Origin of the sequence: Nocardia sp. NPDC059229, from assembly GCF_042754165.1 — a bacterium.
Taxonomy (GTDB): domain Bacteria; phylum Actinomycetota; class Actinomycetes; order Mycobacteriales; family Mycobacteriaceae; genus Nocardia.
On sequence record NZ_JBHZAK010000012.1, the window covers coordinates 202,762 to 224,611 of the forward strand.

The following is a 21,850-nucleotide window of genomic DNA, read 5'->3' on the forward strand; positions in this document are numbered from 1 at the left end:
TTGCCGATATGGCACCGCTGCCGCGACACCCGGACCGTGAACCTGTTCAGAACAAGCAGCTGAGAAGAGCGGTGCCCGCCATCGGACTTCGCCGCGGCTAGGGGGAAACCGCTTGCCCGAAGCGGGCTTCGAATGCGGCGCGGTTGGCGGAGACGGGGGAGCGGTCCCAGACGGCGAACACGACGCGATCGAAGGCGGCGCCGTGGATCTGGAGCGCCCGGTCGAAGGCCTCGGCGACCTCGTTCGGGTCATTGCGGAACACACCGCATCCCCACGCGCCGAGGACCAATTCGCGGACACGCTCGTGGGCGGCGACGGCGAGCACCCGCTCGGCGCGCGCGATCAGGATCTCGCGGACGTCGACCCGTTGGCCCGAACGGTCCGCCAGTGCACCGGCATTCGGGGCGGGTGAGGTCAGGAACGAGGTGGTGAAGGTGTGCGCGGTGAGCGCGCCGCGGTCGTCGCGGATGACGGGGACCTCGCGGGAGAAGATGACGCGATGGCTGTAGCGGAGATCGTTGGATGCGCGGTGGGCCTCGTAGTAGCGGGGCGTCTCGAGCAGGCAGCGGTAGAGCAGGGCGCTGCGGCACAGGTCTTCCTCCTGGGCGCGGGCACCGCGGAGATAGCCGCCGCCGGGGTTGCGGGCGGAGGCGAAATTGAGGACGGCGATGGCCTTTCCGCCTTCCCCGTGTAGCCGGCGCGCTGCCTGTATGCTGCCTTCTGCCGTGACCTCGGGGCGTCCGGTGAAAGGTCCGAGGTCTCGGTTGTAGAGCTCCTCGTCGGGTTCGAAGCAGTGGGTCCAGGCGCGCGCCTCGGACAGCGCGTCGGTGATGTCGACGAGGGTTCCGTCGGCCGCACGATAGGTGCCGAGGGCGGCGATCCGCTCGTTCTCGTCGGCGATTTGTTGTGGGCTGGTACTCATTTCAGTGACCATACGGGCCGGGCCCGGGGATGGCATCCGAATTTTAGTCGCAGGCACCAATACTGCGCTGTCGTGGTGCGCGCACCGGGTTTGTCCGACCGTCCGCCTACGATGTCGCCATGACCGGCTCCCAGCGTTTGCGGATCGTCCCATCGCAGTTCGCGGTGGATCATCTGCCGAATTCCACCTTCCCGGAGGATGACGAGTGGATCGCCTTGGTACGGGCGCCGGAGGGGCTCACCGTGATTCGCGAGGCCCCCGCGTGGGCCGAGGGTGAGACCTGGAAGGGCTTCTACGGTGTCGACGCGGGCAGCCTGAACGCGCCCGGCACGCTCGCCGCCTTGATCGGGCCGCTGGCGGAGTCGTCGATCCCGGTGTTCGTCGCCTCCACCTTCCACGCGGATCTGGTGCTGGTTCCCGCGCATCGGCTGGAGGAGGCGTCGGCGGCGCTGCGTGATGCGGGGCATCGCATCGCCGACTGACGCCGTGCTGCTGTCCGGTTGCGTGGGACGGCCCACGGGTGCACCATATTACTGTCTACGTACGTAGAACGTATGAGCGGGCGCGCCCCCGGCGCCCGGGGCGGCTTGAGTCCATGCCGGCGATCACCCTACGATCGGGTGCGCACCAGGACAGTAGGCCGACACGCGATGCGGAATCGGCTGAGCCGTGAGGTGAGGAGACGTCAGACGTGAGTGCGCGAGGCTTCGGAGACCTGGAAGCGGTCGTCATCGAACGCATCTGGGATCGCTCCGGCAAGACGACGGTCCGGGAAGTGTTCGACGAGCTGGCCGGCGAGCGCGACATCGCGTACACCACCGTCATGTCCACCATGGACAATCTGCATCGCAAGGGCTGGCTGGAACGCGAACGCGTCGGGAAGGCCTACCGATACTGGGCCACCCTGAGCCGCGAGGAGTACAGCGCCCGCCTGATGCGTGAGGCGCTGGGCAGCGGCGGTCGTTCGGATCTGGTACTCGCGCACTTCGTGGAGCAGATGAGCGCCGAGGAGTCCGAGGGTCTGCGCGCGGCTCTGCGCAAACTCGCACGCTCCAAACTGCGCTGACCGGAGGGTCTGCGCGCCACCTCGATTCCAGCCGCTGCCACCGGTAGTGGTGTGCTGCGGTCTGTCGGCCGCGGGTTCGGCGTGTCGGGTGGCCGATTGCGCAAACCTCATGCGTGTCCTGTCGTTTTGCCTCGGATTCGCCTCGGCCGGGCGTGAGCCCGATCACCGGCTCCCAACTAACTACGTACGTAGATAGTAGATTGTTACGAGGGTGTGTCAATGACATGCCGGCGAGGAAACCGGTCGGTCAAAACATCGGCCGGGCAGTCGGATTCGAGGCGGGAGGTGTCGGCGGTGGGTCGTGTCGGCGGGTTCGGCCGGACGCTGTGGGTGCTGCTCGGCTCGGGGCTGGTGCTGCTCGCCGCGATTGCCGGTTGCGCGCTCGGCGATGGGTCCGACCATGCGCGCCCGCCGGAAGCGGTGTCGATCGCCCCGGGCGAACCGGGGGATCCCGGACCGCACGGCGGCGAATCCACGCACTGCGACCCGCATGTCGAGGACGCGATCCGGACGGCCTCGCCCGGCGCGGAACACACGCCGGAGGCCGCAGCCGATCCCGTTGTCCCGGTAGCCGGACCTGCGGATACCGGAATCGCCGCCGTGTCCCACGGAGTCCGGGGACCACCCGATTACGCGGTCGGCGGCCGAATACTGCTGACCCGCCTGTGTATCGACCGACGCTGATCGGCCGGCGACAGGCCCCGGGCGTCCTGCGCCGGGCCGGAGTCCGTTGCCGTGCACGTCATGCCGCCGCCGCGGCGGTCCGATACCGAAAGCGACAGTCATGGACAAAGGTCTGCTCGACGACTTCGACACGATCACCGGCCATCCCGGATTGCCCGGCCTGGCCCGGGAACCCCGCGCGCTGGTGGGCAATACGCCGGTGCTGTGGGTGGGGGAGCCGTTCGCGCCCCCGGGGCTCGGCTTCTGGGCCAAGCTCGAGGGACGCAATCCGGGCGGGATGAAGGACCGGCCCGCGCTGCACATGGTGCGGCGCGCCCGGGAACGGGGAGTACTGGCCCCCGGCGGCCGGATCATCGAATCATCCAGCGGCACACTGGGGTTGGGGCTGGCCCTGGCGGGGCTGGTGTACCGGCATCCGGTGACCGTGGTGACCGATCCGGGGCTCGAACCCATGGTCGCGCAGCTGCTCGCGGCCTACGGCGCCCACGTGGAGCTGGTGTCCGAGCCACACCCAGCCGGCGGCTGGCAGCAGGCGCGCCGCGATCGGGTCGCCGAACTGCTGGCGGCCGAGCCCGGCGCGTGGTGCCCGGACCAGTACAGCAATCCCGACAATGTCGACGGCTACGAGTCCCTGGCCCGGGAGCTGATCGAACAGCTCGGCGGCGTCGACGTTCTGGTCTGCGCCGTCGGGACCGGCGGCCATTCCGCCGGTGTCGCCCGTGCCCTGCGCCGCACCAACCCGGACCTGTCTCTGATCGGTGTGGACACCGTGGCCTCCACCATCTTCGGCCAGCAGGCGGGGCCGCGCCTCATGCGCGGTCTCGGTTCCAGCATCCACCCGCGCAATGTCGACTATGCCGCCTTCACCGAAATCCACTGGGTCGCACCGGCCGAAGCCGTCTGGGCCTGCCGCACCCTGGCCGCCGCCTACCTCGCCAGCGGTGGCTGGAGCGTCGGTGCGGTCGCGCTGGTGGCCGGATGGGCGGCCCGCACCCACGCGCCGGGCACCCGCATCGCCGCCGTCTTCCCCGACGGTCCGCATCGCTACTTCGACACCATCTACAACGATTCCTATTGCGCCGCACACGGACTGCTCGGCGCTCCGCAACCCACCGCGCCGGACACGATCGCTCATCCCCGGGACCGGCAGGTGGAGAAGTGGACCCGCTGCTCCACGGTTATCGACCCCCGAGCGTCGGAGGCCGCGTCGGAGACGAGAGCCCGCGACGGCGCTCCGGCGCTGATCGCGAACGCGGCCGGCTCTATACCCGGTCGCGGGCCGGGCGGTGGTACCGCTGGTCATTCGACGACGGTGGAGCTCGGAGATGCTGAGCCGGTGGGGAATCCGGTACTCGGTTCGGCGAGCGCACGCGACGTCGCGGAGCCGCTGTCGTGAGCATCGTGGCGAAGTTCCGCGGGTTCGACCGGGCCGCGCAGTTGCTTATGGTCAATCAGTTCGGCATCAACCTCGGGTTCTACATGCTGATGCCGTATCTGGCCGGCTATCTGTCCGGGCCGCTGGGTTTGGCGGCGTGGGCGGTGGGGCTGGTGCTGGGTGTACGGAACTTCTCGCAGCAGGGGATGTTCCTGGTGGGCGGCACGCTGGCGGATCGGCTGGGGTACAAGCCGCTGATCGTGGCCGGATGTCTGTTGCGGACAGCCGGTTTCGCGCTGCTGGTGTTCGCGTCGGATCTGCCGGGCCTGCTCATCGCCTCGGCGGCAACGGGATTCGCGGGGGCGCTGTTCAATCCGGCGGTGCGGGCCTATCTGGCCGCGGAGGCGGGGGAGCGGCGGGTGGAGGCGTTCGCGGTGTTCAACGTCTTCTACCAGGCCGGGATGCTGGCGGGCCCGCTGGTCGGATTGGCGCTGCTGGCCTTGGATTTCCGGGCCGCGGCGGCCGCGGCGGCGGTGGTGTTCGCGCTGCTCACCGTCGCGCAGCTGTTCGCTCTACCCGCGCGCCGCGGTGCCGAACCGGCCGTGCGGACCTCGGTGCTGGAGGATTGGCGCACCGTCGTCGTCAATCGCCGTTTCGTCGCCTTCGCGCTGGCCATGATCGGCTCGTATGTGCTGTCGTTCCAGGTGTATCTGGCGCTGCCCCTGCAGGCCGAGTACCTGGCCGGTGAGCGGGCGCAGACGGTCACCTCGGCGCTGTTCGTGATCTCCGGCCTGGTCGCGGTCGCGGGGCAGCTGCGCATTACCGCCTGGTTCCGGAAGCGCTGGGGGACCGGACGCGGCCTGGTGGTCGGTGTGGCCCTGCTGGCGGCGGCGTTCGTGCCGCTGGCGGTCCTGCCCGCGCCGCGGCCCTTCGGTGCACCGGCGGCGATCGGCGCACTGCTGCTGGCGGCGGCGGTGCTGGCGGTCGGCACGGCGGCGGTGTTCCCGTTCGAGATGGACACCGTGGTCTCGCGGTCGGGGAATCGGCTGGTAGCCACGCATTACGGGTTCTACAACACGGTGGTTGGCATCGGCATCCTGGTCGGCAACCTCGCGACGGGCGCACTCCTGGGTGCGGCGCATGCCGTCGGGGCGGACTGGGCGGTGTGGCTCGGTCTCGCGGTCATCGGTGCGCTGGCTGCCTTCGCCCTGCATGCCCTGAATCGGTCCGATCGGGATCCGGTCCCCACCGGCAGGCATCGCACGCCGATCGAGGATCCGTCATCGCCCGCGGGTCGGCGCATCGACTATCCGACCCGGCCGCTGCCGGTGCGGCGCTGAGCCCGGGGCCCGGCGCGGCGATCCGCGCCGGGCCCCTGCTACACGGCACAGACCTGGAGGCCGATGCCGGCGGTGACAATGGCCGCCACCGGGATGAACACGGCGGAGAGCGTGATCGCGGTGACCGCGATGCGCGTGTGCAGGCGGGGCGGGTTCTCCGGCGCGGAGAGGCGGCGGACCCGGGGCAGCAGTGCGGCCTCGGCGGTCGCGGGCGGGGTGGGGAGGGTGGAGAGCGTCAGCAGTGCCTGTAGGACGGCCTCGCGCCCGTGGATTCGGGCGGCGACATCGTCGGCGAGCATCTCCAGCAGGCGCGCCACCTCGGAGGCGCCCAGGGTGAACAGCTCGACCCGGGGCAGCACGGTGGCCAGGCCGCGGGTGAGGGTGAGCAGCAGGTGGTGGCGGCCGTCCAGGTGGGCGCGCTCGTGGGAGAGCACCGCATCGAGGTGATGGTCCTCGAGCGCGGCCAGCACGCCGCGGCTGACCACGATCGTATGGGGTTTGCCCGCAACGCAATACGCGGCCGGATGATCGACCTCGAGCACGACCGCGTTCAGGCCGGGGTGGTGGCGTCCGGCGAGCCGGGCCATGCGCGCGTGCTCGAGGGTGGTGCGGCGCGAGCGCAGCAGGGTGGTGCCGAGCCGCACCGCCAGCACCAGCACCGCAAGCGTGGCGAATCCCGACAGCACGAACAGCCCGGTCTGCATGTGCCCGCCGTAGTCGCCGACCGCCGCGTCGTGCAGGTGCAGCAGGCAGCTGTCCATGAATCGGGCGGGGAAGAGCGAAATCCGGTGCGTGACAAGGTCGATGATGATGATCGCCAGCGTCACCGTCCAGGCCAGCACGGTCGAGGCCATGGCCGCCAGCCAGGCCGCCACCGCGATCCGCGGCGCGGCTCCCTCTGTGCTGAGCCGGCGCAGCAGCCGGGGCGCGAGCACGACCACGGCGAATCCGTACAGCAGCAGACAGACGGCGACGCTCATGCCGGCATCCGCGATCGCGCTGCTCGCATCCGATCTCCTCCCGTGGAATGGGCACGAGTGTAGAGGGCAAAACTGAGGGCAGGCTTACTCCCCGCGGCGTGACGGCCGCCGCAGGCGCCCGGCAGGAGCGGCATGTCCGATACCCCTGTGGGGTACGCTTCATATACCTACTGGGGGTATGAATCCGAAACCGGCGACAGGAGAACCGATGTCGACCCGAACCGAAGCGGCATGGCGCATGGCACGACATCCCGCCACTGTGACCCTCGCCCGCTGCGTCGCTCTGTGTGCGATGGCCGGAGTGCAGGCCGGCCTGCGCGGACGCGCCGCCGACTCGCCGTGCCGGGGTAGGAAAACCGCATGAATCGACCGGGCGTGCTTGCGGTCGGCGGCGATTCTCCGGTATTACGTATCTACGTAGTTGATACGTAGATAGACCGGGTGTCGTTCCCTCGACGGCACCGGGACGCCGACCGGACCGGCGTCGACCACGGGTGGGGCCGGGTGTTTTCCGCGAGCAACCGCGGCCCCACCCGTTGTCACCGCGGAGCGATCAGCAGCGCGTGGGCGGCGGCCTCGATCGCCGCCTCGTCCAGCAGCACCGCCGCGGCGGCCGGACCCAGCGGCACGAAACTGTCGGCGCTGGTGACACGGGCCAGGCGGCCCTCGAACCCGGCATCCAGCAATACCGCGCACACCGCCTCGGAAACGCCTCCGCTGCGGCGGGTCTCGTCGGCGACGAGCACCCGGCCCGTGGCGCGCGCATGCTCGAGCAGATCCGCCACCGGCAGCGGCGCCAGCCAGCGCAGATCCAGCACCCGCGCGTGAATCCCCTGCGCGGCCAGCCGCTCCGCCACCCGCAGGCTCATCGGCACGCCATTGCCGAAGCTCACGATGGTGAGATCCGCACCGGTGCCGTACACGCGGGCGCGCCCGATCTCGACATGGCGCACACCGGAAATCGGCACCAGCCAGCCGCCGTCCCCGGCGCGATACAGGTCCCGGGTGTGATAGAGCGCGATCGGCTCGAGAAACACGCATACCCGCCCGTCCACCCGCGCCGCCGACACACATGTGCGCAGCATCGCCGCCGCGTCATCGGCCCGGGCCGGCGCGGCGATCACCAGACCGGGGATATCCCGTAGCGCCGCAAGGGAATTGTCATTGTGGAAATGCCCGCCGAACCCCTTCTGATAGGCCAGCCCCGCGATCCGCACCACCACCGGATTGCGGTACCGCCCGCCCGAGAAGAACGACAGCGTCGCCGCCTCCCCCCGCAACTGATCCTCGGCGTTGTGCACATACGCCAGGTATTGAATCTCCGGAATCGGCACGAACCCCGCCAGCCCCGCCCCCAGTGCGGTCCCCAGCACACTCTGCTCATCCAGCAGCGTGTCGAAAACCCTTCGTACCCCGAAACTCTGCTGCAACCCCTTCGTCACCCCGTACACCCCACCCTTACGCCCCACATCCTCCCCGAACACCAGCACATCCGGATCGCGAGCCAGCAACTCCGCCAGCGTGTGATTCACCGCCTGCGCCAGGGTGAGGGGCTCGCCGGAAACCGGTGAAGGAAGTGGTGCGGACGAGATGCCCTGTGCCGCAGCCCGGTTCGCGGATGCCGCAACGGAGGCTCGAGTAGCGGAGGCCAGGTCCGATATCGCACCTGCAGCGTCCTCGGCAGCCGGAGCCGGACCGGCGGTCGCGGTGGCCGAGTCCACGGCAGCCGTGGCCGGGGGTGTGACATCGGCGGTGCGCAGGGCGTCGGCGCGGACCAGGGCCGGGTGGGCGGGGGCGAGCGGGGCGGTGATCTCGGCGGCCGAGTGCAATTTCGGTTCGTGCCAGGCTGCTTCGGCGGCCTTGGCGACCTGGTCGCCAATCTCGTCGTAGCGCCTGACGATCTCGGCGGGGGTGGTGACGCCGGTGGTGACGAGCAGGCGGGCGGTGGCGGTCACCGGGTCGCGGCGCAGGTCCGCGGTGATGTCGGCGGCGCGGCGGTAGGCCGATTCCACATCGGAGCCCGCGTGGCCGAGCAGCCGCACGGTGCGCAGGCGCAGGAAGGCCGGTTTCCGGTGTGCGCGTACGTGATCCGCGGCCGCGGTCGCCGCCGCCAGCGCGGCGGGCAGATCCGTGCCGTCGGCATCGAAATACGCGAGTCCCGGCCGGGATCCGTAGGCCTGCTCGATCCAGGTGCGCGGAGTGGGCACGCTGATGCCCAGGCCGTTGTCCTCGCACACGAACAGGATCGGCATCGGCACGCCCTGGTGGGCGGTGTGGATCGCGGTATTGATGGCCCCGGCCGCGGTCGAATGGTTGGCCGACGCGTCGCCGAAGCTGCACACCACCACCGCATCCTGTGGCCACTCGGTGTCCAGGCGCAGCTGTGCGGCCCGGTCGAGGGCGAACGCCAGGCCGACCGCGCGCGGCAGGTGCGAGGCGATGGTGGAGGTCTGCGGAATGATGTGGGCCGGCTTGCTACCGAAAACCTTGTGCCGCCCACCGGAAATCGGGTCCGCGGCCGCCGCCGCCACACCCAGCATCACATCGCGGAGCGGATCCAGGCCGGGCACCTGCCGGACGCGGTGCACGAAGAACGCGCCGGACCGATAGTGCAGTAGCGCCGGATCGGTAACCCGCAGCGCCGCTGCCACCGCGACATTGCCCTCGTGTCCCGACGAACCGATGCTGTAGTACCCGTGCCCCTCCCGGGTGAGCCGCCGCGCGGCCAGATCCAGCTGCCGGGACGCGGCCTGGGCATCGAACAGTTCCAGGCACCGCGCCCCGGTCAATCCGGTGGCGGCGTCTATCGGTTCCCGGTGCGCGCGAGCCGCTCCCGGCGTCGTCGCCGCCACCTCCGCGCGAAACCACTGATCCAGCTCAGCTTCCTGATCGTTGATGACGCCCTCCCATGGTTCGAGTTCGCCGGGACCTCAGCGTAGGTGTGACACCGCGCGATCAGCGGCAACATCGGATCTGTCGGCCAGTCTGTCCAGAGTGCCGGGCGCAGACCCGTCGCGGGCGTATTTCCTCCATGTTGATGATCTGTTCGGAAGTATTCCAGGTGATATCGCTGCCATGGCTGTGTATTTCCGAAGACGCGGTCGCAACCGCTCAGCGCGGCCAGGCGTCGCGCGCCAGCATGTCGGTGACCGTCGAACGCTCGGGTCGCACCAGAATGCTGTGCTTGCTCACCCACTCCCGGGTGACCGTATCGAGCACGCACAATCCGATCTCGATGATCTCGTTCGGCTGTCCCGGTGGATTGGGCCCCTCCCAGCAGGTGGCCTCCACATCCACCACATTCAGATATCTCTCGTCCATACGACCGCACGCTAGCGCGCGGATACCCGTGCACGACAACGATTTCGGTGGCTTGCCGCCGGAGCACCACTCACTCCGCGCGCAGTGTCAATCCCGTGTCGTTGCCGGAGTTGCGGATGGTGAGTTCGTTGGAATCGATGGTGGCCTTGGTCTTTCCGTCCAGTGCTTGCAGCACCTGCTGCTCGACCTCCATGACCTGCGGGTCGCACGTCATGCGGGTGGTCGCGATCTGGAAGGTGACGGTGCCGTCGTCGATCTGGGCCGTGCCGGTCATGCTGTTGCAGCCCGCGCTACCCGAAACCGTGCCGTCCGGGGTGATGGTGAGGGCGGGGCGGACCTCGTCGAGGGTGGCCGAGTGGACCTCGGCGTCGGGACGCAGCACGGCGGTCACGATCCAGGGCGTGCCGATCAGCGGTTTGTCCGGGTGGGCGGCCTTGCGGTCGAGCATGGTGACGGTGGAGCCGTTGCCCTTCAGGGTGAGTGTGTCGCCGGTCAGCGTCCAGGTCGGCTGGGAGCGCAGCAGGCCGTCCTGCCAGCCGTCCGCGCCCGCGAGATCGCCCGGACATGCCATGAGCGTGGTCGCCATCTCACCCACCTGGATTGTATTGCCTTGCAGGTCAACGGGTCCGGTGGCGGTATTGCAGCCGGAGGTGGCCGAGATGCGCCCGTCGGCGAAGGTCAGGGTCAGCGGCCCGCCACCCGGAATCGGGGTGCCCGCCACCGCGGTCGAGACGAAGGAGCGGCCCATGAGCGAGACGGACGGGATGTCGTTGACGCCGCCGTTGGAGGAGCATCCGGCCGCGGTCACGGCGGTCAGCGCGAGCAAGACCCACCGACGAGTTGCTGGCATATCCCCGATCGTACGGCGATCACACCGGCATCCCGAGTGCCGACGCGAGCGTCCGCCCGGTCGAGTTCACGCACGAGCCCGCGCAGCTCAGCCGTGGGCGAGCGCCTGCTCGGTGAGTGCGCCGATGACCGGTCCGAGTGTCCGGGCGTAGCTGACCGTGACATGGTTGTCGTCGCGGTACACCAGGGTGTTGCCGACGATGAGGGGGCAGCGGACGGCGGTGCAGAACAGCGAGGTGAGGTCGGCGTACCGGCCGCCTCCGGCGACGGCCGCGGTCTGCTCGGCCACGACACCCGCGTCGTTCACCGCGACCGGTCGCTCGGGGGTGCATGCCAAGGCATCGTCGATGTGCTCGGACAGGCATGCCGGCACGGTGGTGTGCGGATCGGGGATCGGCCCGAGAACGAGGACGGCCGAGCCGATCGCGCGCAGCTGGGCAACCAGGCGGGTCAGGCCATCGATCCAGGCAGCGTCATAGGAGACGAAGCCGAAGTCTCCGCCATAGCGTCGGGACATACTCACCACGATCAGCCGTGGGCGTTCGCTCTGCAGCCGGGTCAGCACCTGGCCGCGCCATTGCTCGCATTCGGTGTACTCCCGGTCCAGATAGGGACTCGTAATGGGCAGGTCCAGCAGCGGGCAGGTGACCTTCGCCATGGTTTCCAGCCGCCAGCCCCGCGCCGCGGCGATCGGCTCCAACGCCGGACTCCACATCGCGGCGTGCGAATCACCCACCAGGGCCACCGTGGTGTCCGAGCCCGGATTACCCGAGGCGCACTCGGGCTGGCCCACATCGCGCCAGGAGCGCACACACCCGTTGTTGAACACGTCTGCCTTGTCGCCGGACGCGTTGCCGAGTGAGGGAGTGAGATTCGACGGGACAGCCCGGATTTCGGCCGAGTCGGCGACCGCCGACTGCGTTTGCGTCACCAACTGCCGAACCGCCTGGTCGAGGGGGTCGGCGACAGGAGCGGACGGTACAGCTGGTGCGACGAGCGTGAGCGCCGGCGCCGACATGCCGCGGCCGACCGGGGCGGGGACGAGCATGAGCAGTGCCACCACCACACAGATGGCGACAGCCGTGCACGCGCCGCCACAGGCGAGGCTGAGCTTGGCAGAGCTGCGCAACAGTGCCGCGAAGCGGACCGGATTCTCGACCGACCAGTGCGTCAGCAGGGCGAGTCCGCCGGTCATCATGACCGCGCCGAGTGCGCCGACTCGCCCGAGCGGGTGGCCGAGCGCCAGGGGCGCCAGCAGCAACACCGGCCAATGCCACAGATACACGGTGTAGGACAGGCCGCCGATCGCCCGCACCCGAGCCGGAGCCAGTACCCGGCCGACCCCGAATCGTGGTGCGGCACAGCCGGACACGATCACCAGAGCCGCGCCCAGGACCGGCAGCAGCGCTGCGGTGCCCGGATACGGTGTCCTGCCGTTCAGCTGGGTGCAGGCCGTGACGATCAGGACCAGGCCGATCCATCCGACCAGCGCGGCCACCGATTTCGGCAGCCGGGACCATGCGACGGCCGAGAGCGCCACCATGCCGCCGACCGCCAGCTCCCAGGCCCGAGCGGGCAGCGAGAAGAAGGCCCAGGGCGGCAGCACACGGGTCCACACCAGCGAGATCGTGAACGAGGCGGCCGCGACAACCGCGAGCACGATCAGATACGGCAGCAGCGTGGCCGATCCGGTTCGGCGCCGCCGCACGAGCCAGGCCGTCGCCATGATGACCACCGGCCACAGCAGATAGAACTGCTCCTCCACACCGAGCGACCAGAACTGCTGGAAAGGCGACGGCGGCGCATCGGCGGCGAGGTAGTCGGTACCGTGCAGGGCGAGCCGGTAGTTCCCGGCGTACAACGCGCTCGCGATCCCGTCGCCGAGGACCTGGCGGGCCTGCAGCGGCGGCAGCAGCACCGCCGCGCCGATCGCGGTGGTGACCAGGACGATGCTCGCCGCGGGCAGCAGCCGACGAGCCCGTGCACCGTAGAACCGGGCCAGCTCGATGGTGCCGGTGGCCGTCGCCTCCCGGCAGAGTATTCCAGTGATCAGGAAGCCCGATATCACGAAAAAGACATCCACGCCGACGAATCCACCACCGAGCCCGGGCGCACCCGCATGGAAGAACACGACGGCCAGGACCGCGACTGCTCGCAACCCTTCGATATCGGGACGAAATCCCTCCCGGGGCGGCGGTGCATGCTGAACCCGGTCTGCCTGCCGATTTATCAATCCGCTCCCGGCCGTGTCCGTCATGGGGCTGCATTGTTATCGATCGTGTGGGCCATGTCACCGCGACTCTCCGGGTGGTCCCATTTGCCGCTTCGCCCGCGCATCATCGCTGTGCGGTCCGTGCCGATCGCGTCCTGCCACGGTCGGGCCGGATGTTTGCTGCACGCCCGGCGGCGGGCAGGATGGTCGGTCGTGAGTGAAGTTTCCCGCCCGCGCCGCACTCAGCAGGAGCGCCGGGCAGCCACCGTGGCCAAGCTGGTGGACGCCACCATCGCGGCCATCGGAGAGGTCGGCTATCAACGCACCACCGTCCAGGAGATCTGCGGGCGGGCCGGGTTGTCGGCGGGAGCCATGTTCCGGCAGTTCGACACCCGTCTGGACCTGATCGTGCGCACCGCCGAGGAGGTCTTCGACCGCCAGCTCATCGGCTACACCGTCACCATGGAACACCTTGGCGCCCAGGACAATCCGCTCGATGTGGCGCTGCGCTTCCTGCGCCGGGCCCAGCAGTCCAACCTCACCCACGCGCTGCGCGAGATCTACCTGGCGGCGCGCTCGGACACCGAACTGCGCGACCGCATCGCGCCCATCGCCGAGAACTACTACCGCGAGATCGTGGCCACCCTCGAACGCACCGGGGTGCTCTCGGAGTTCCCCGCGCAGATCCGCGAACCGCTGTTCTTCATGCTGCTGCACCAGTTCTCGGGCGAGGCCGTGGTACGCGGGGTCTTCCAGCGACCGGACCTGGACACCGCCGTTCTCCGTCTCGTGGAGGACATGCTGGCGGTTTACTCCGCCCACGCCTCGACCCCGGCGGCGCCGAGTTGACCTTGCCGCTACGTCAACTCATAGCGTCGGGGCCATGAGCGAGCCCACCGAACCGGCCATCGACCGGACCATCTACCCCATGCCCATGTTCGCCACCTTCCGGGTGCGTGACCTCGCCGCCGCGACCGCCTGCTACCGGGCCGCCGGATTCATCGCGCTGGCAACCATTCCCGGCGCCGACGGCACACCCGTCCTGGTGCACCTGAGGCGGATGAAGTACCAGGACCTGCTGCTGGTCCCGGACGAACCGGCGCCGGGCAGCACGACGGTCACCTTCGCCGCCGGCGGCGCGGACCTCACCGCACTGGCGACAACCCTGCGGGAGTGCGATTTCCCGGGCCTCGGCGTGGCAGGTCCCGCGGACACCGCGTGGTACACCACCGATGTCACCCTCGACGACCCGGACGGCAACCGGGTCATCTTCACCGCACCCCGCGAGGCCGAGCTGGACCGGGCCAAGGAATGGGCGGCGACCTTCGAGGGCGACTGGGTCGGCAAGAATTAGCGACGAGACGGGAAGGCTTCGTGGAGTGGACGATTCAGCAACTGGCCGACAGCGCCGGCGTCACCAGCCGCACACTGCGCCACTATGACGAGATCGGGCTGCTCCCGCCCGCCCGGGTCGGCCACAACGGCTACCGCTTCTACGACGCCGATTCGATGGCCCGGCTGCAGCGCATCCTGCTGCTGCGCGAGCTCGGCCTGAGCCTGCCGGTGATCGCCGAGGTCCTCGACCGCGAACACGACGCGGACAAGGCCCTGCACACTCATCTGCGGTTGCTGGAAGACGAACGCGCCCGCCTCGACGAGCGCATCCGGACCCTGCGCCACACCCTCGACGCGCGCGCCGGAGTCGACGGATCACTGCAGATGATGCTGGAGGGTTTCAACGACCCCTACCGTGACGAGGTCGTATCCCGCTGGGGTGAACGCGCTTTCGCCGTGAGCAACCAGTGGTGGCACGGTAAGTCGTTGCGGGAGCAGCGGGAGTGGAAGCGTGACACCGACGATCTGATCGCGTGCTGGATCGCCGCCCGCAAGGACGGGTGCGCCCCGGAATCCGAGCGCGCGCAGGCGCTGGCCGCCCGGCACGTGGCGTGGTTGCGGGCCATCCCCGGAACGCCACTGGCGGACGGTGATCGGGAGCGCTCCATCGCCATGATCGGCGGTCTCGGGCGGATGTACGTCGAGGACGAGCGGTTCGCCGCGGCCTACGGCGGACCCGAACACGCTGCGTTCGTGCGTGATTCGCTCGACGAATACGTCCGCCGGACACTGTGAAGCCCTGCCGTGCCGCGAAACGCCTGCCCGGCAGGGCTTTTCACGTCGGTATGGCTCAGCTGCCGTAGACCTGGCTGGAGTTGAACGAGAACTGGTGTCCCATCGAGCTGCACTGCACCCCGCCGCGGTAGCCCTGCGTGCACGTCGCGCCCGCGTAGCTGATGCTGGCCGGAGACCACACGTCACCGCTGGGCGGCAGTGCCTGGTTGCCGCCGGGCTGGGTGTGGCCGCCGCCGCTCCACTCCGGATGGGCGGGCCAGGCGGCGTTGTCGATGATCGCGGCCGGGGCGTACGGCACCGGATAGACCTGGCCATTGGGCCCGGCCAGTGACACGTACATCAGCACGCCCGCCGGGTTGATATCGCAGCCGACAATGCCATTGGCGGCGATCGAACAGTTGAAGCCACCGATATTGAAGAAAGCGGTGTCTCCGATGAGGAAACCCGACGGATCGGTGGGGTCGGCGGAAGCGATGCCGGTGCTGAGGAACAGGGCGCTCCCGGCCGCGGCGGCGAGCAGGACAGATCGAGTTTTCATCGTCATGAATGCCTCTCCTGTAGTGAACCACCTTCGATAGCTGGTCATGTGCTATTCGTTCAGCACTGGTTAACGGATACTACAGGTGGACTCGCTCGTCCTGCGGTGACGGTGGGAATTCTGAGTGGGCCGCTCTTCTCCCGGGTTGATAGCTGTGAATAAGCTGTCGACGTAACGAGGAATTCATCGACGTCATGGCCCTGACGGCAGCCCCGGAAATTCGGTTGCGGCCTTCCCTGGTCGGCTGCGAATGTTGTTGTACCGCAAGCTCGATGGGGCGGCGGTCTCGGAAGGCTCCGGCCTGTGGAGGTCGGCCTGTCTTGAAAACCGGAGGCGGGCAACGTGTCCCGCGGGTTCGACTCCTCAGCTTTCCGCGGTGTTCCGTCGCGAGTCGGAACCGAATGGCGGTGTGGCGACCTCCCGCCTTCGGGCGCAGATGGTTCGATTCCATCCAGCCGGACGATGGCGTAGTTGCTCTGTCGGCACGGGCAGCCTGACTTTCATTCAGGACCCACGTCGGTTCGACTCCGACCTACGTCACCAACGACCTCGTGCCGTGCCGGCCCGGCACCCCGACTCTCGCTCGGGACAGCCCAAAGCGGCCCCGAAACCGTGACGGTTCGGGCGGTGAGGGGACTTGCTCGGGGCTAAACTCTGGTTAGTTGCTGCCGCGACCGCCGTCGCTCCCCGGCCGTTCGCCACCGGCGGTTGCCGGCGGGATGATCAGTCGACGATCTCGATGAGATCCAGGCGCAGCAGGACCGCATACAGCTCACGCAACGGCACAGCGAGCATCTGCGTCAGTGCCCCTGTCAATGGATCCGATCCGCCGCCCACACCAGTACTCATCACACTCGACACACTGCGGATCCCAGGCGTCGAACACTCGAACGCACTATGACCGGGAGGCAACAAATGGCCGAAAAACCACCAACCGGCCACCAGAACGCCGTCGACCGTGTGCTGGCTGCGCAGGGTTTCGCAGTGGACCTGCCGGTGATCGGCCGGGTTCGCATCCCCCGGCCCGAGCAGTTGGCGTACTACGGCGTACTGGGCGCGCTGGCCGCAGCGGAGATCATCGAATGGCCTGTCGCGCTGGTACTCGCAACGGGTCATTGGCTGCTCCATGATCAGCACAATCGCATCGCTCATCAGATCGGCGAAGCCCTCGAAGAGGTATAGATCCAATTTGCAATAGCAACTAGTCTGCAATTTCGGCTGCTCAGGTAGAGGAAATATCATCGCTACAGCGGTCGGATCGGGTCGGCACCGTTTGGAAATGGCATTTTCTGCCCCCGTCTCACGTGGACGAGTTGACCGTGCCACTTTTCGTTTCGATAACGTAGGGCCGATCAGAGCATCGCGGAGTATTCTGGCAACGCACTAGTTTCCGCAGGAAGTTCTTTGCGCTACCTACGACGACTGGGGTGTGATGAGCAGCGTTGCATCGGACACTGTGAGGACGCTCGAGGCTACGGCATCGGCGGGTGTGCATGCGGTTGAGGCGGCCGGTGGAGCCGTCGTCGGCGCGGTGACCGGTGCGGCGCGCGGCACAGTCGAGGGCGCCGTATCCGGCGCTCGCAGTGGGGTGGACGTTTCTGCCGCCACTGTGCTCGGCGTCGTTGCGGCCGGTTTGACCGGCCTGATCGAGTGGCCCGTGGCCGCCGCTGCGGGCGGCGTCGCGGGTGCGGTCTATCTGTTGCGGCGCGCCAGAACCGAATCCGGGAATCAGGACACGTCCGAACCGCGGCCGCGGGAGCGCAAGAGCACTCGGCCGAAGCAGTCCACCGCGGGTTCGCGACGGTCGCGAACCGCCGCCCAGTAGTGGTTTCCCTGCGCGGTCTGGCCACTGCGCCGATCCGGCTGCCTCTCGCGGCCACCGGAGCCACGGTGGGATTGCTCCGGCGGCCGGTCGCGGTGGCGTCGCGGCTGGCGGACCCAGCAGTCGCTCGAACAGTCGTCGAATTCACCGAGGGCATCGGCCGGGAACTCGGCGCGCTCGTGGACCCGCGGCGCATGCGTACTCAGCGGCGGCTCACGGTGCATGCCAACCGTATTCACGCCGAGGTTCGAGGCTTGCAGTCGGCACAGAGCGCTCGGGTAGCCGAGTTGGCGCGCAAGCACCTCGAGCAGGAACCGGAGGTGTGCTGGTTCCAGGTCAATGCCGCCACCGGGCGGGTCGTCGTGGCCGCGGACCCGCAACGTCTGTCTCCGGCACAGCTGGAAGCGATCCTGGAACGCGTCGAAGATCTCGCCGGAACCAGTACGGAGCCGTGGAGCCGTCGACTCGAGCACCCCTCCGATCGGGAGCCGGTATTGACATCCGCGCTGCAGCTGGCCGGCGATCTCATCGGGATCGGTGTGGTCGTCACCGGGCGGTTGCTTCCGGCACCGCCGCCGGCCCATGTAGTCCGGGGGGCGGTGGCTCTCGTGGACGGACAGCCGAGGTTGCGCGGCGCACTGGAAGCCCAGCTCGGCCGCCACCGCGCCGATACCGTGATCACGATCGGAAATGCCGTGGGTCAGGCATTGGATTCGGAAGTGACCGGCCTGTGCGCCGACGCGATGCAGCGGGCGGTGCGGCTGGTCGAGGCCGCCGCCCGCTTCGCGCAGTGGCGGCGCTGGGAAGAGCTGATCGCCGACCCGGACCTGCCGGGTGTCGACGTCTACGATCCGCCCGAGCCGCGGCCGGTACCGCTGCCGCATGGACCGATCGAGCGCTGCACCGAACAGGTCAGCGCCGCCGCGGCACTGGCCTCGGCGGCAACGCTGGTCGGCGGCCGCGCGGTCGCCGACGCCGCCGACGCCGTGGCGGCGGGCGTGCCGAAGGCGGCGCGGGCCGGTCGCGAGACCTTCGCCGGTGCGCTGTCGACCCTCATGGCGGCGCGCGGCGTGCTGACCCTCGACCCGTTCATGTGGCGCCGCATGGACCGGGTTTCCGCAGTGGTCGTCGACCGGGATGCCGTGCGCGGTCAACGGGCTGTGGTCCTCGCCGCCGAATCCCGCGACGACAGCTGGCCGGTCGAACACGTGTGGAGCGCCGCCCAGCGGCTGCTCTGGTGCAATGGTGAGGAACTGCCCATCCCACCACCGCCCGAGCATCGGCGTGAGAATCTGCATCTGGCCATCGACGCCGACCCGCGACTCGACAGCGACACCGATGCTCCCGGCCCGGACAGCGATCCAGGGGGCCCTCGCTGGCACCTGCTGCACGAGCACGGACACGTGGTCGGGCGGGTGCTGATCGGGAGCGAGCCACATCCGGGTGCTGCCGGATTGCTGTCCACCGCCCGACAGGCGGGCCTGCGGGTGGTACTCATCGGTGACGAGAGCACCGGCGAATTGCGTCGCAGCGCCGATGAATTCGTGCTCGCCGGCGGGTCGGTGTCCGGGCTGGTACGGCGACTGCAACAGCAGGGGCACGTGGTGGCGGTGGTCAGTGGCGAGGCACATCGCGCCCTTGCGGCCGCCGATCTGGGCATCGGTATCGCCTCCCGGACTCCCGGCGCTCCGGTACGGATCCCCTGGCAGGCGGATGTGGTGTGCCCGGATCTGAGTTCGGCACGGCAGATCATCGCCGCTGCCGGCCAGGCACGCAATGTCAGTGAGCGCGGCCGGGTCCTGACGCTGTCGGCAGCCACGCTCAGCGGTCTGTTGCTCGCGTCCGGTCCCGCGGAGTCTCGCGCGGCGCGAGCCACCAGCCCGGTCACGGCGGCCACTCTGATGGGGTTGGCAACGGGTCTGAACGGCGGGCGCCGGGCCGCCCGCGCGACCGGGCCGGCCGAGGTGCGGCTGGTGCCGTGGCATGCACTGGAACCGGACGAGGTGCTGGCCCGCCTACCCGCCCCGCACCGGTCGGCGCCGCCGCCTCGCTCGCACGTCACCACCGTTGCCAGCCGTATATCGCAGCGATTGGCCACGCCCGCAACGAGTCTCGCCGGTCTGGTCGCAGATGTGCGCCGCGAGCTGGCCGATCCGATGACTCCACTGCTGGGTGTCGGCGCGGTCGCCTCCGCGCTGCTGGGCTCGCCTACCGACGCCGTGCTCGTCGGCACGGTGCTGGGGCTCAATGCCACGGTGTCGGCCCTGCAGCGCCGCCGCGCCCGGCTGTCGCTGGACAAACTCCTGCTCGGCGAGCGGTTGACTGCTCGGCGGCTCACCGAGGACGGCGAAATCGAGACTCCCGCAGACGGTCTGCTGGCTGGTGATGTGATCGCTCTGGCCACCGGCGAGGTAGTCCCCGCGGATGCGCGGCTGCTGGAGACCGATGGGCTGGAAGTGGACGAGTCCGGCCTCACCGGCGAGACCGTGACCGTGGAGAAGCAGACCCCCGCCACACCCGGCGCCCTGCTGGCAGAACGCACCGGCATGGTGTTCGAGGGCAGCGTCGTGGTCAGCGGCGAGGCGACCGCGGTCGTGGTGGCGGTCGGAACCGCAACCGAGGCCGGTCGTGCCCTCGCCGCCGCCGGGCCGCCCCCCAGCGGCGGTGTGCAGGAACAGCTGCGCAGCTTGACCGAACGCGTGCTGCCGTTCACCCTCGGCGGTGGAACCGCCGTTACTGTCACCAGTTTCCTGCGTGGGCTGCCGCTGCGCCCGGCCCTCGCAGACGGGCTGGCCGTGGCCGTCGCCGCCGTCCCCGAAGGACTGCCGCTGGTGGCGACGGTCGCCCAACTGGCCGCTACCCGCCGCCTGTCCCGCCGCGGCGTGCTGGTTCGCTCCAGCCGCACCATCGAGGCACTCGGCCGCGTCGACACCATGTGCTTCGACAAGACCGGCACCCTCACCGAGGGACAATTGCGCCTGGTCGCGGTTGCCGATCTCGACCAGACGTGGGACAGCGACCATCTCGCGAGCACGCCACAGTCGCGGGGGCTGCTCCGCGCCGCCGCCTACGCCTGCCCCAACCCTGACGATGCCCCACTGGTACACGCCACCGACCGAGCTGTCGTCGAGGCGGCACACACATATCTGGCCCACAGACAGCCCCATGCCTGGGCTCCCATCGAGGAGCTGCCGTTCGAGAGCTTCCGCGGCTACTCCGCGGCGGTGGGCAACACCGGTCAGCACATCCGGCTCGCCGTCAAAGGCGCCCCGGAAGTGCTGCTGCCACATTGTGATCAGGTCCTGCGCACCGATGACGAAGGCCGCCGGGAGGCCCGGCCGTTCACGCCCGCGTGCCGCGCCGCCGCGGAGGCGGCGGTGCGCCGGCTGGCCGCGCAGGGGCTGCGGGTGCTGGTGGTGGCGCGGCGCGATTTCGCCTCCGCTCCCCGCGATCTCACCGAAGAGATCGAGCAACTCACCCTTCTCGGCTTCCTCGGTATTGCCGACAGCCCGCGCCCGCAGGCACTGGAACTGCTTGCCGAATTGGCCCGCAACGACATCAGCGTGCGGATGATCACCGGTGATCACCCGATCACCGCGCGCGCGGTCGCCGAACAGCTCGCGATCCCCGCCGACACGGTGGCCACCGGCGCCGATCTGGACCTGCTGGACGAGGACGGCCAAGCCGAACTCATCGAGCAGGCAACAGTTTTCGCGCGGGTATCGCCTGAACACAAAGTGCGCATCGTGTCCGCGCTCCAGCGCCGCGGGCACACGGTGGCGATGGCAGGCGACGGCAGCAACGATGCGGCCGCCATCCGCACCGCCGATGTCGGTATCGGGCTTGCCGCTCGAGGGTCGGTCGCCGCTCGGGAGGCCGCGGACCTGATCCTCACCGACACCGGCAAGGTTCTTGACCTCACCGTGCTGCAGGAGGCACTGGCCGAGGGCCGTGGCATGTGGCAGCGAGTACGCGACGCGATCGGCGTGCTGGTCGGCGGTAACGCTGGTGAGGTGGCGTTCACCGTCCTGGGCGCGCTGCTGTCCGGCCGAGCCCCGATCGGCACCCGGCAATTCCTGGTGGTGAACCTGCTCACCGACCTCGGTCCGGCAATGGCGCTCACACTCTCGGACACCCGGCCCGCCGACGACACCGAAACGACCGACAGGACACTCGGGCCACCGCCCGGTATCGGCAGCGACTTCCTGCAAGCCGTCGCCGTGCGCGGCGCCTGCACCACCATCGGCGCCGGCGCGGCATGGCTGCTCGGCCGCGCCACCGGTCGGCGCCGCCGCGCGGAAACGATGGCACTGGCCGCCCTGATCGGTACACAGCTCGGGCAGACCCTGGTGATCGGCCGGCACAGCCGCCTGGTCTGGGTGACCGTGGCAGGCAGCTCCGTAGTCCTCGCCACCATCATCATGGTGCCCGGAGTGAACCGGTTCTTCGGGTGCGTACCACTGGGGCCGGTAGCGTGGTCGATCGTGCTGGGCTGCGCCGCAACCGGCACCTGCGCGGCCCTGCTCACCGGCCGCGCGCTGGCCGGGCCGCCGCCCGACGTGGCAGGTTCGTCGCCTTAGCTCAATGGTCGGAGCACCGCCCTGAGAAGGC

Annotated in this window: 19 protein-coding genes and 1 tRNA gene; 12 read left to right on the top strand and 8 right to left on the bottom strand. The window is 69.3% G+C overall.

Annotated elements, in window-relative coordinates; all coding sequences use genetic code 11:
- Positions 1-97: 97 nt before the first annotated feature.
- Complete coding sequence (locus tag ACFXHE_RS26520) at positions 98-922, bottom strand: TIGR02452 family protein (protein ID WP_379387163.1); 825 nt, start codon at positions 920-922, stop codon at positions 98-100.
- A 119-nt stretch (positions 923-1,041) separates the two neighbouring features.
- Here ACFXHE_RS26520 and ACFXHE_RS26525 point away from each other — a divergent pair, with 119 nt between their 5' ends.
- The 5 genes from ACFXHE_RS26525 (at position 1,042) to ACFXHE_RS26545 (ending at position 5,387) form a co-directional block, all read left to right on the top strand.
- Complete coding sequence (locus tag ACFXHE_RS26525) at positions 1,042-1,404, top strand: ACT domain-containing protein (protein WP_354837508.1); 363 nt, start codon at positions 1,042-1,044, stop codon at positions 1,402-1,404.
- A gap of 209 nt (positions 1,405-1,613) precedes the next feature.
- Positions 1,614-1,988 (top strand): BlaI/MecI/CopY family transcriptional regulator, encoded by a 375-nt coding sequence (locus ACFXHE_RS26530; RefSeq protein ID WP_364612631.1) that lies wholly within the window; start codon positions 1,614-1,616, stop codon positions 1,986-1,988.
- A 294-nt stretch (positions 1,989-2,282) separates the two neighbouring features.
- Positions 2,283-2,672 carry a hypothetical protein gene (locus tag ACFXHE_RS26535; RefSeq protein ID WP_379387164.1) on the top strand — a complete coding sequence of 130 codons (390 nt, stop codon included), beginning with the start codon at positions 2,283-2,285 and terminating at the stop codon, positions 2,670-2,672.
- A 100-nt stretch (positions 2,673-2,772) separates the two neighbouring features.
- The gene (locus ACFXHE_RS26540; RefSeq protein WP_379387165.1) at positions 2,773-4,068 is read left to right on the top strand and encodes a PLP-dependent cysteine synthase family protein; all 1,296 of its coding nucleotides are present in this window, start codon (positions 2,773-2,775) and stop codon (positions 4,066-4,068) included.
- A gap of 47 nt (positions 4,069-4,115) precedes the next feature.
- Complete coding sequence (locus ACFXHE_RS26545; protein WP_379387252.1) at positions 4,116-5,387, top strand: MFS transporter; 1,272 nt, start codon at positions 4,116-4,118, stop codon at positions 5,385-5,387.
- A gap of 38 nt (positions 5,388-5,425) precedes the next feature.
- On the opposite strand, the gene ACFXHE_RS26550 is transcribed toward ACFXHE_RS26545, so the two are convergent.
- From ACFXHE_RS26550 to ACFXHE_RS26570, 5 genes are all read right to left on the bottom strand, one after another.
- A complete protein-coding gene (locus ACFXHE_RS26550) occupies positions 5,426-6,367 on the bottom strand; it encodes a M56 family metallopeptidase (RefSeq protein ID WP_379387166.1) in 942 nt (313 codons plus the stop codon).
- 539 nt (positions 6,368-6,906) lie between these two features.
- A complete protein-coding gene (locus tag ACFXHE_RS26555) occupies positions 6,907-9,219 on the bottom strand; it encodes a thiamine pyrophosphate-dependent enzyme (protein WP_379387167.1) in 2,313 nt (770 codons plus the stop codon).
- Between the two features lie 259 nt (positions 9,220-9,478).
- Positions 9,479-9,688 (bottom strand): hypothetical protein, encoded by a 210-nt coding sequence (locus tag ACFXHE_RS26560; protein WP_379387168.1) that lies wholly within the window; start codon positions 9,686-9,688, stop codon positions 9,479-9,481.
- A gap of 70 nt (positions 9,689-9,758) precedes the next feature.
- On the bottom strand, positions 9,759-10,538 hold the full coding sequence (locus ACFXHE_RS26565) for an META domain-containing protein (protein ID WP_379387169.1): 780 nt from the start codon (positions 10,536-10,538) through the stop codon (positions 9,759-9,761).
- Positions 10,539-10,625: 87 nt separating this feature from the next.
- A complete protein-coding gene (locus ACFXHE_RS26570) occupies positions 10,626-12,794 on the bottom strand; it encodes an acyltransferase family protein (protein ID WP_379387170.1) in 2,169 nt (722 codons plus the stop codon).
- A gap of 168 nt (positions 12,795-12,962) precedes the next feature.
- On the opposite strand from ACFXHE_RS26570, the gene ACFXHE_RS26575 reads away from it, so the two are divergent.
- The 3 genes from ACFXHE_RS26575 to ACFXHE_RS26585 are packed head-to-tail and all read left to right on the top strand — an operon-like array spanning position 12,963 to position 14,879.
- Positions 12,963-13,598: a TetR/AcrR family transcriptional regulator gene (locus ACFXHE_RS26575; protein WP_379387171.1), complete on the top strand. Its 636-nt coding sequence runs from the start codon at positions 12,963-12,965 to the stop codon at positions 13,596-13,598.
- 34 nt (positions 13,599-13,632) lie between these two features.
- Positions 13,633-14,103 carry a VOC family protein gene (locus ACFXHE_RS26580; RefSeq protein WP_379387172.1) on the top strand — a complete coding sequence of 157 codons (471 nt, stop codon included), beginning with the start codon at positions 13,633-13,635 and terminating at the stop codon, positions 14,101-14,103.
- Between the two features lie 20 nt (positions 14,104-14,123).
- Positions 14,124-14,879, top strand: a complete 756-nt coding sequence (locus ACFXHE_RS26585) for a MerR family transcriptional regulator (protein WP_379387173.1) — start codon at positions 14,124-14,126, stop codon at positions 14,877-14,879.
- A 55-nt stretch (positions 14,880-14,934) separates the two neighbouring features.
- Here the strand turns inward: ACFXHE_RS26585 and ACFXHE_RS26590 are convergent, their stop codons facing one another.
- Complete coding sequence (locus ACFXHE_RS26590; RefSeq protein WP_379387174.1) at positions 14,935-15,423, bottom strand: hypothetical protein; 489 nt, start codon at positions 15,421-15,423, stop codon at positions 14,935-14,937.
- Between the two features lie 458 nt (positions 15,424-15,881).
- Between ACFXHE_RS26590 and ACFXHE_RS26595 the strand changes: the two genes are divergently transcribed.
- Positions 15,882-15,960: transfer RNA gene (locus tag ACFXHE_RS26595), tRNA-Glu, on the top strand.
- 180 nt (positions 15,961-16,140) lie between these two features.
- On the opposite strand, the gene ACFXHE_RS26600 is transcribed toward ACFXHE_RS26595, so the two are convergent.
- The gene (locus tag ACFXHE_RS26600) at positions 16,141-16,266 is read right to left on the bottom strand and encodes an Rv1535 domain-containing protein (RefSeq protein ID WP_354837538.1); all 126 of its coding nucleotides are present in this window, start codon (positions 16,264-16,266) and stop codon (positions 16,141-16,143) included.
- A 66-nt stretch (positions 16,267-16,332) separates the two neighbouring features.
- On the opposite strand from ACFXHE_RS26600, the gene ACFXHE_RS26605 reads away from it, so the two are divergent.
- From ACFXHE_RS26605 to ACFXHE_RS26615, 3 genes are all read left to right on the top strand, one after another.
- Complete coding sequence (locus ACFXHE_RS26605; protein ID WP_379387175.1) at positions 16,333-16,599, top strand: hypothetical protein; 267 nt, start codon at positions 16,333-16,335, stop codon at positions 16,597-16,599.
- 274 nt (positions 16,600-16,873) lie between these two features.
- Positions 16,874-17,242, top strand: a complete 369-nt coding sequence (locus tag ACFXHE_RS26610; RefSeq protein ID WP_379387176.1) for a hypothetical protein — start codon at positions 16,874-16,876, stop codon at positions 17,240-17,242.
- Positions 17,243-17,307: 65 nt separating this feature from the next.
- Positions 17,308-21,819: an HAD-IC family P-type ATPase gene (locus ACFXHE_RS26615; RefSeq protein ID WP_379387177.1), complete on the top strand. Its 4,512-nt coding sequence runs from the start codon at positions 17,308-17,310 to the stop codon at positions 21,817-21,819.
- Positions 21,820-21,850: the final 31 nt, after the last annotated feature.

Bases quoted from the DNA above. Each gene is read 5' to 3' on its own strand.
- ACFXHE_RS26520 (WP_379387163.1), bottom strand. From the start codon at position 922: ATGAGTACCAGCCCACAACAAATCGCCGACGAGAACGAGCGGATCGCC.
- ACFXHE_RS26525 (WP_354837508.1), top strand. From the start codon at position 1,042: ATGACCGGCTCCCAGCGTTTGCGGATCGTCCCATCGCAGTTCGCGGTG.
- ACFXHE_RS26540 (WP_379387165.1), top strand. From the start codon at position 2,773: ATGGACAAAGGTCTGCTCGACGACTTCGACACGATCACCGGCCATCCC.
- ACFXHE_RS26545 (WP_379387252.1), top strand. From the start codon at position 4,116: ATGGTCAATCAGTTCGGCATCAACCTCGGGTTCTACATGCTGATGCCG.
- ACFXHE_RS26550 (WP_379387166.1), bottom strand. From the start codon at position 6,367: ATGAGCGTCGCCGTCTGTCTGCTGCTGTACGGATTCGCCGTGGTCGTG.
- ACFXHE_RS26560 (WP_379387168.1), bottom strand. From the start codon at position 9,688: ATGGACGAGAGATATCTGAATGTGGTGGATGTGGAGGCCACCTGCTGG.
- ACFXHE_RS26565 (WP_379387169.1), bottom strand. From the start codon at position 10,538: ATGCCAGCAACTCGTCGGTGGGTCTTGCTCGCGCTGACCGCCGTGACC.
- ACFXHE_RS26570 (WP_379387170.1), bottom strand. From the start codon at position 12,794: ATGACGGACACGGCCGGGAGCGGATTGATAAATCGGCAGGCAGACCGG.
- ACFXHE_RS26580 (WP_379387172.1), top strand. From the start codon at position 13,633: ATGAGCGAGCCCACCGAACCGGCCATCGACCGGACCATCTACCCCATG.
- ACFXHE_RS26590 (WP_379387174.1), bottom strand. From the start codon at position 15,423: ATGACGATGAAAACTCGATCTGTCCTGCTCGCCGCCGCGGCCGGGAGC.
- ACFXHE_RS26600 (WP_354837538.1), bottom strand. From the start codon at position 16,266: ATGAGTACTGGTGTGGGCGGCGGATCGGATCCATTGACAGGGGCACTG.
- ACFXHE_RS26605 (WP_379387175.1), top strand. From the start codon at position 16,333: ATGGCCGAAAAACCACCAACCGGCCACCAGAACGCCGTCGACCGTGTG.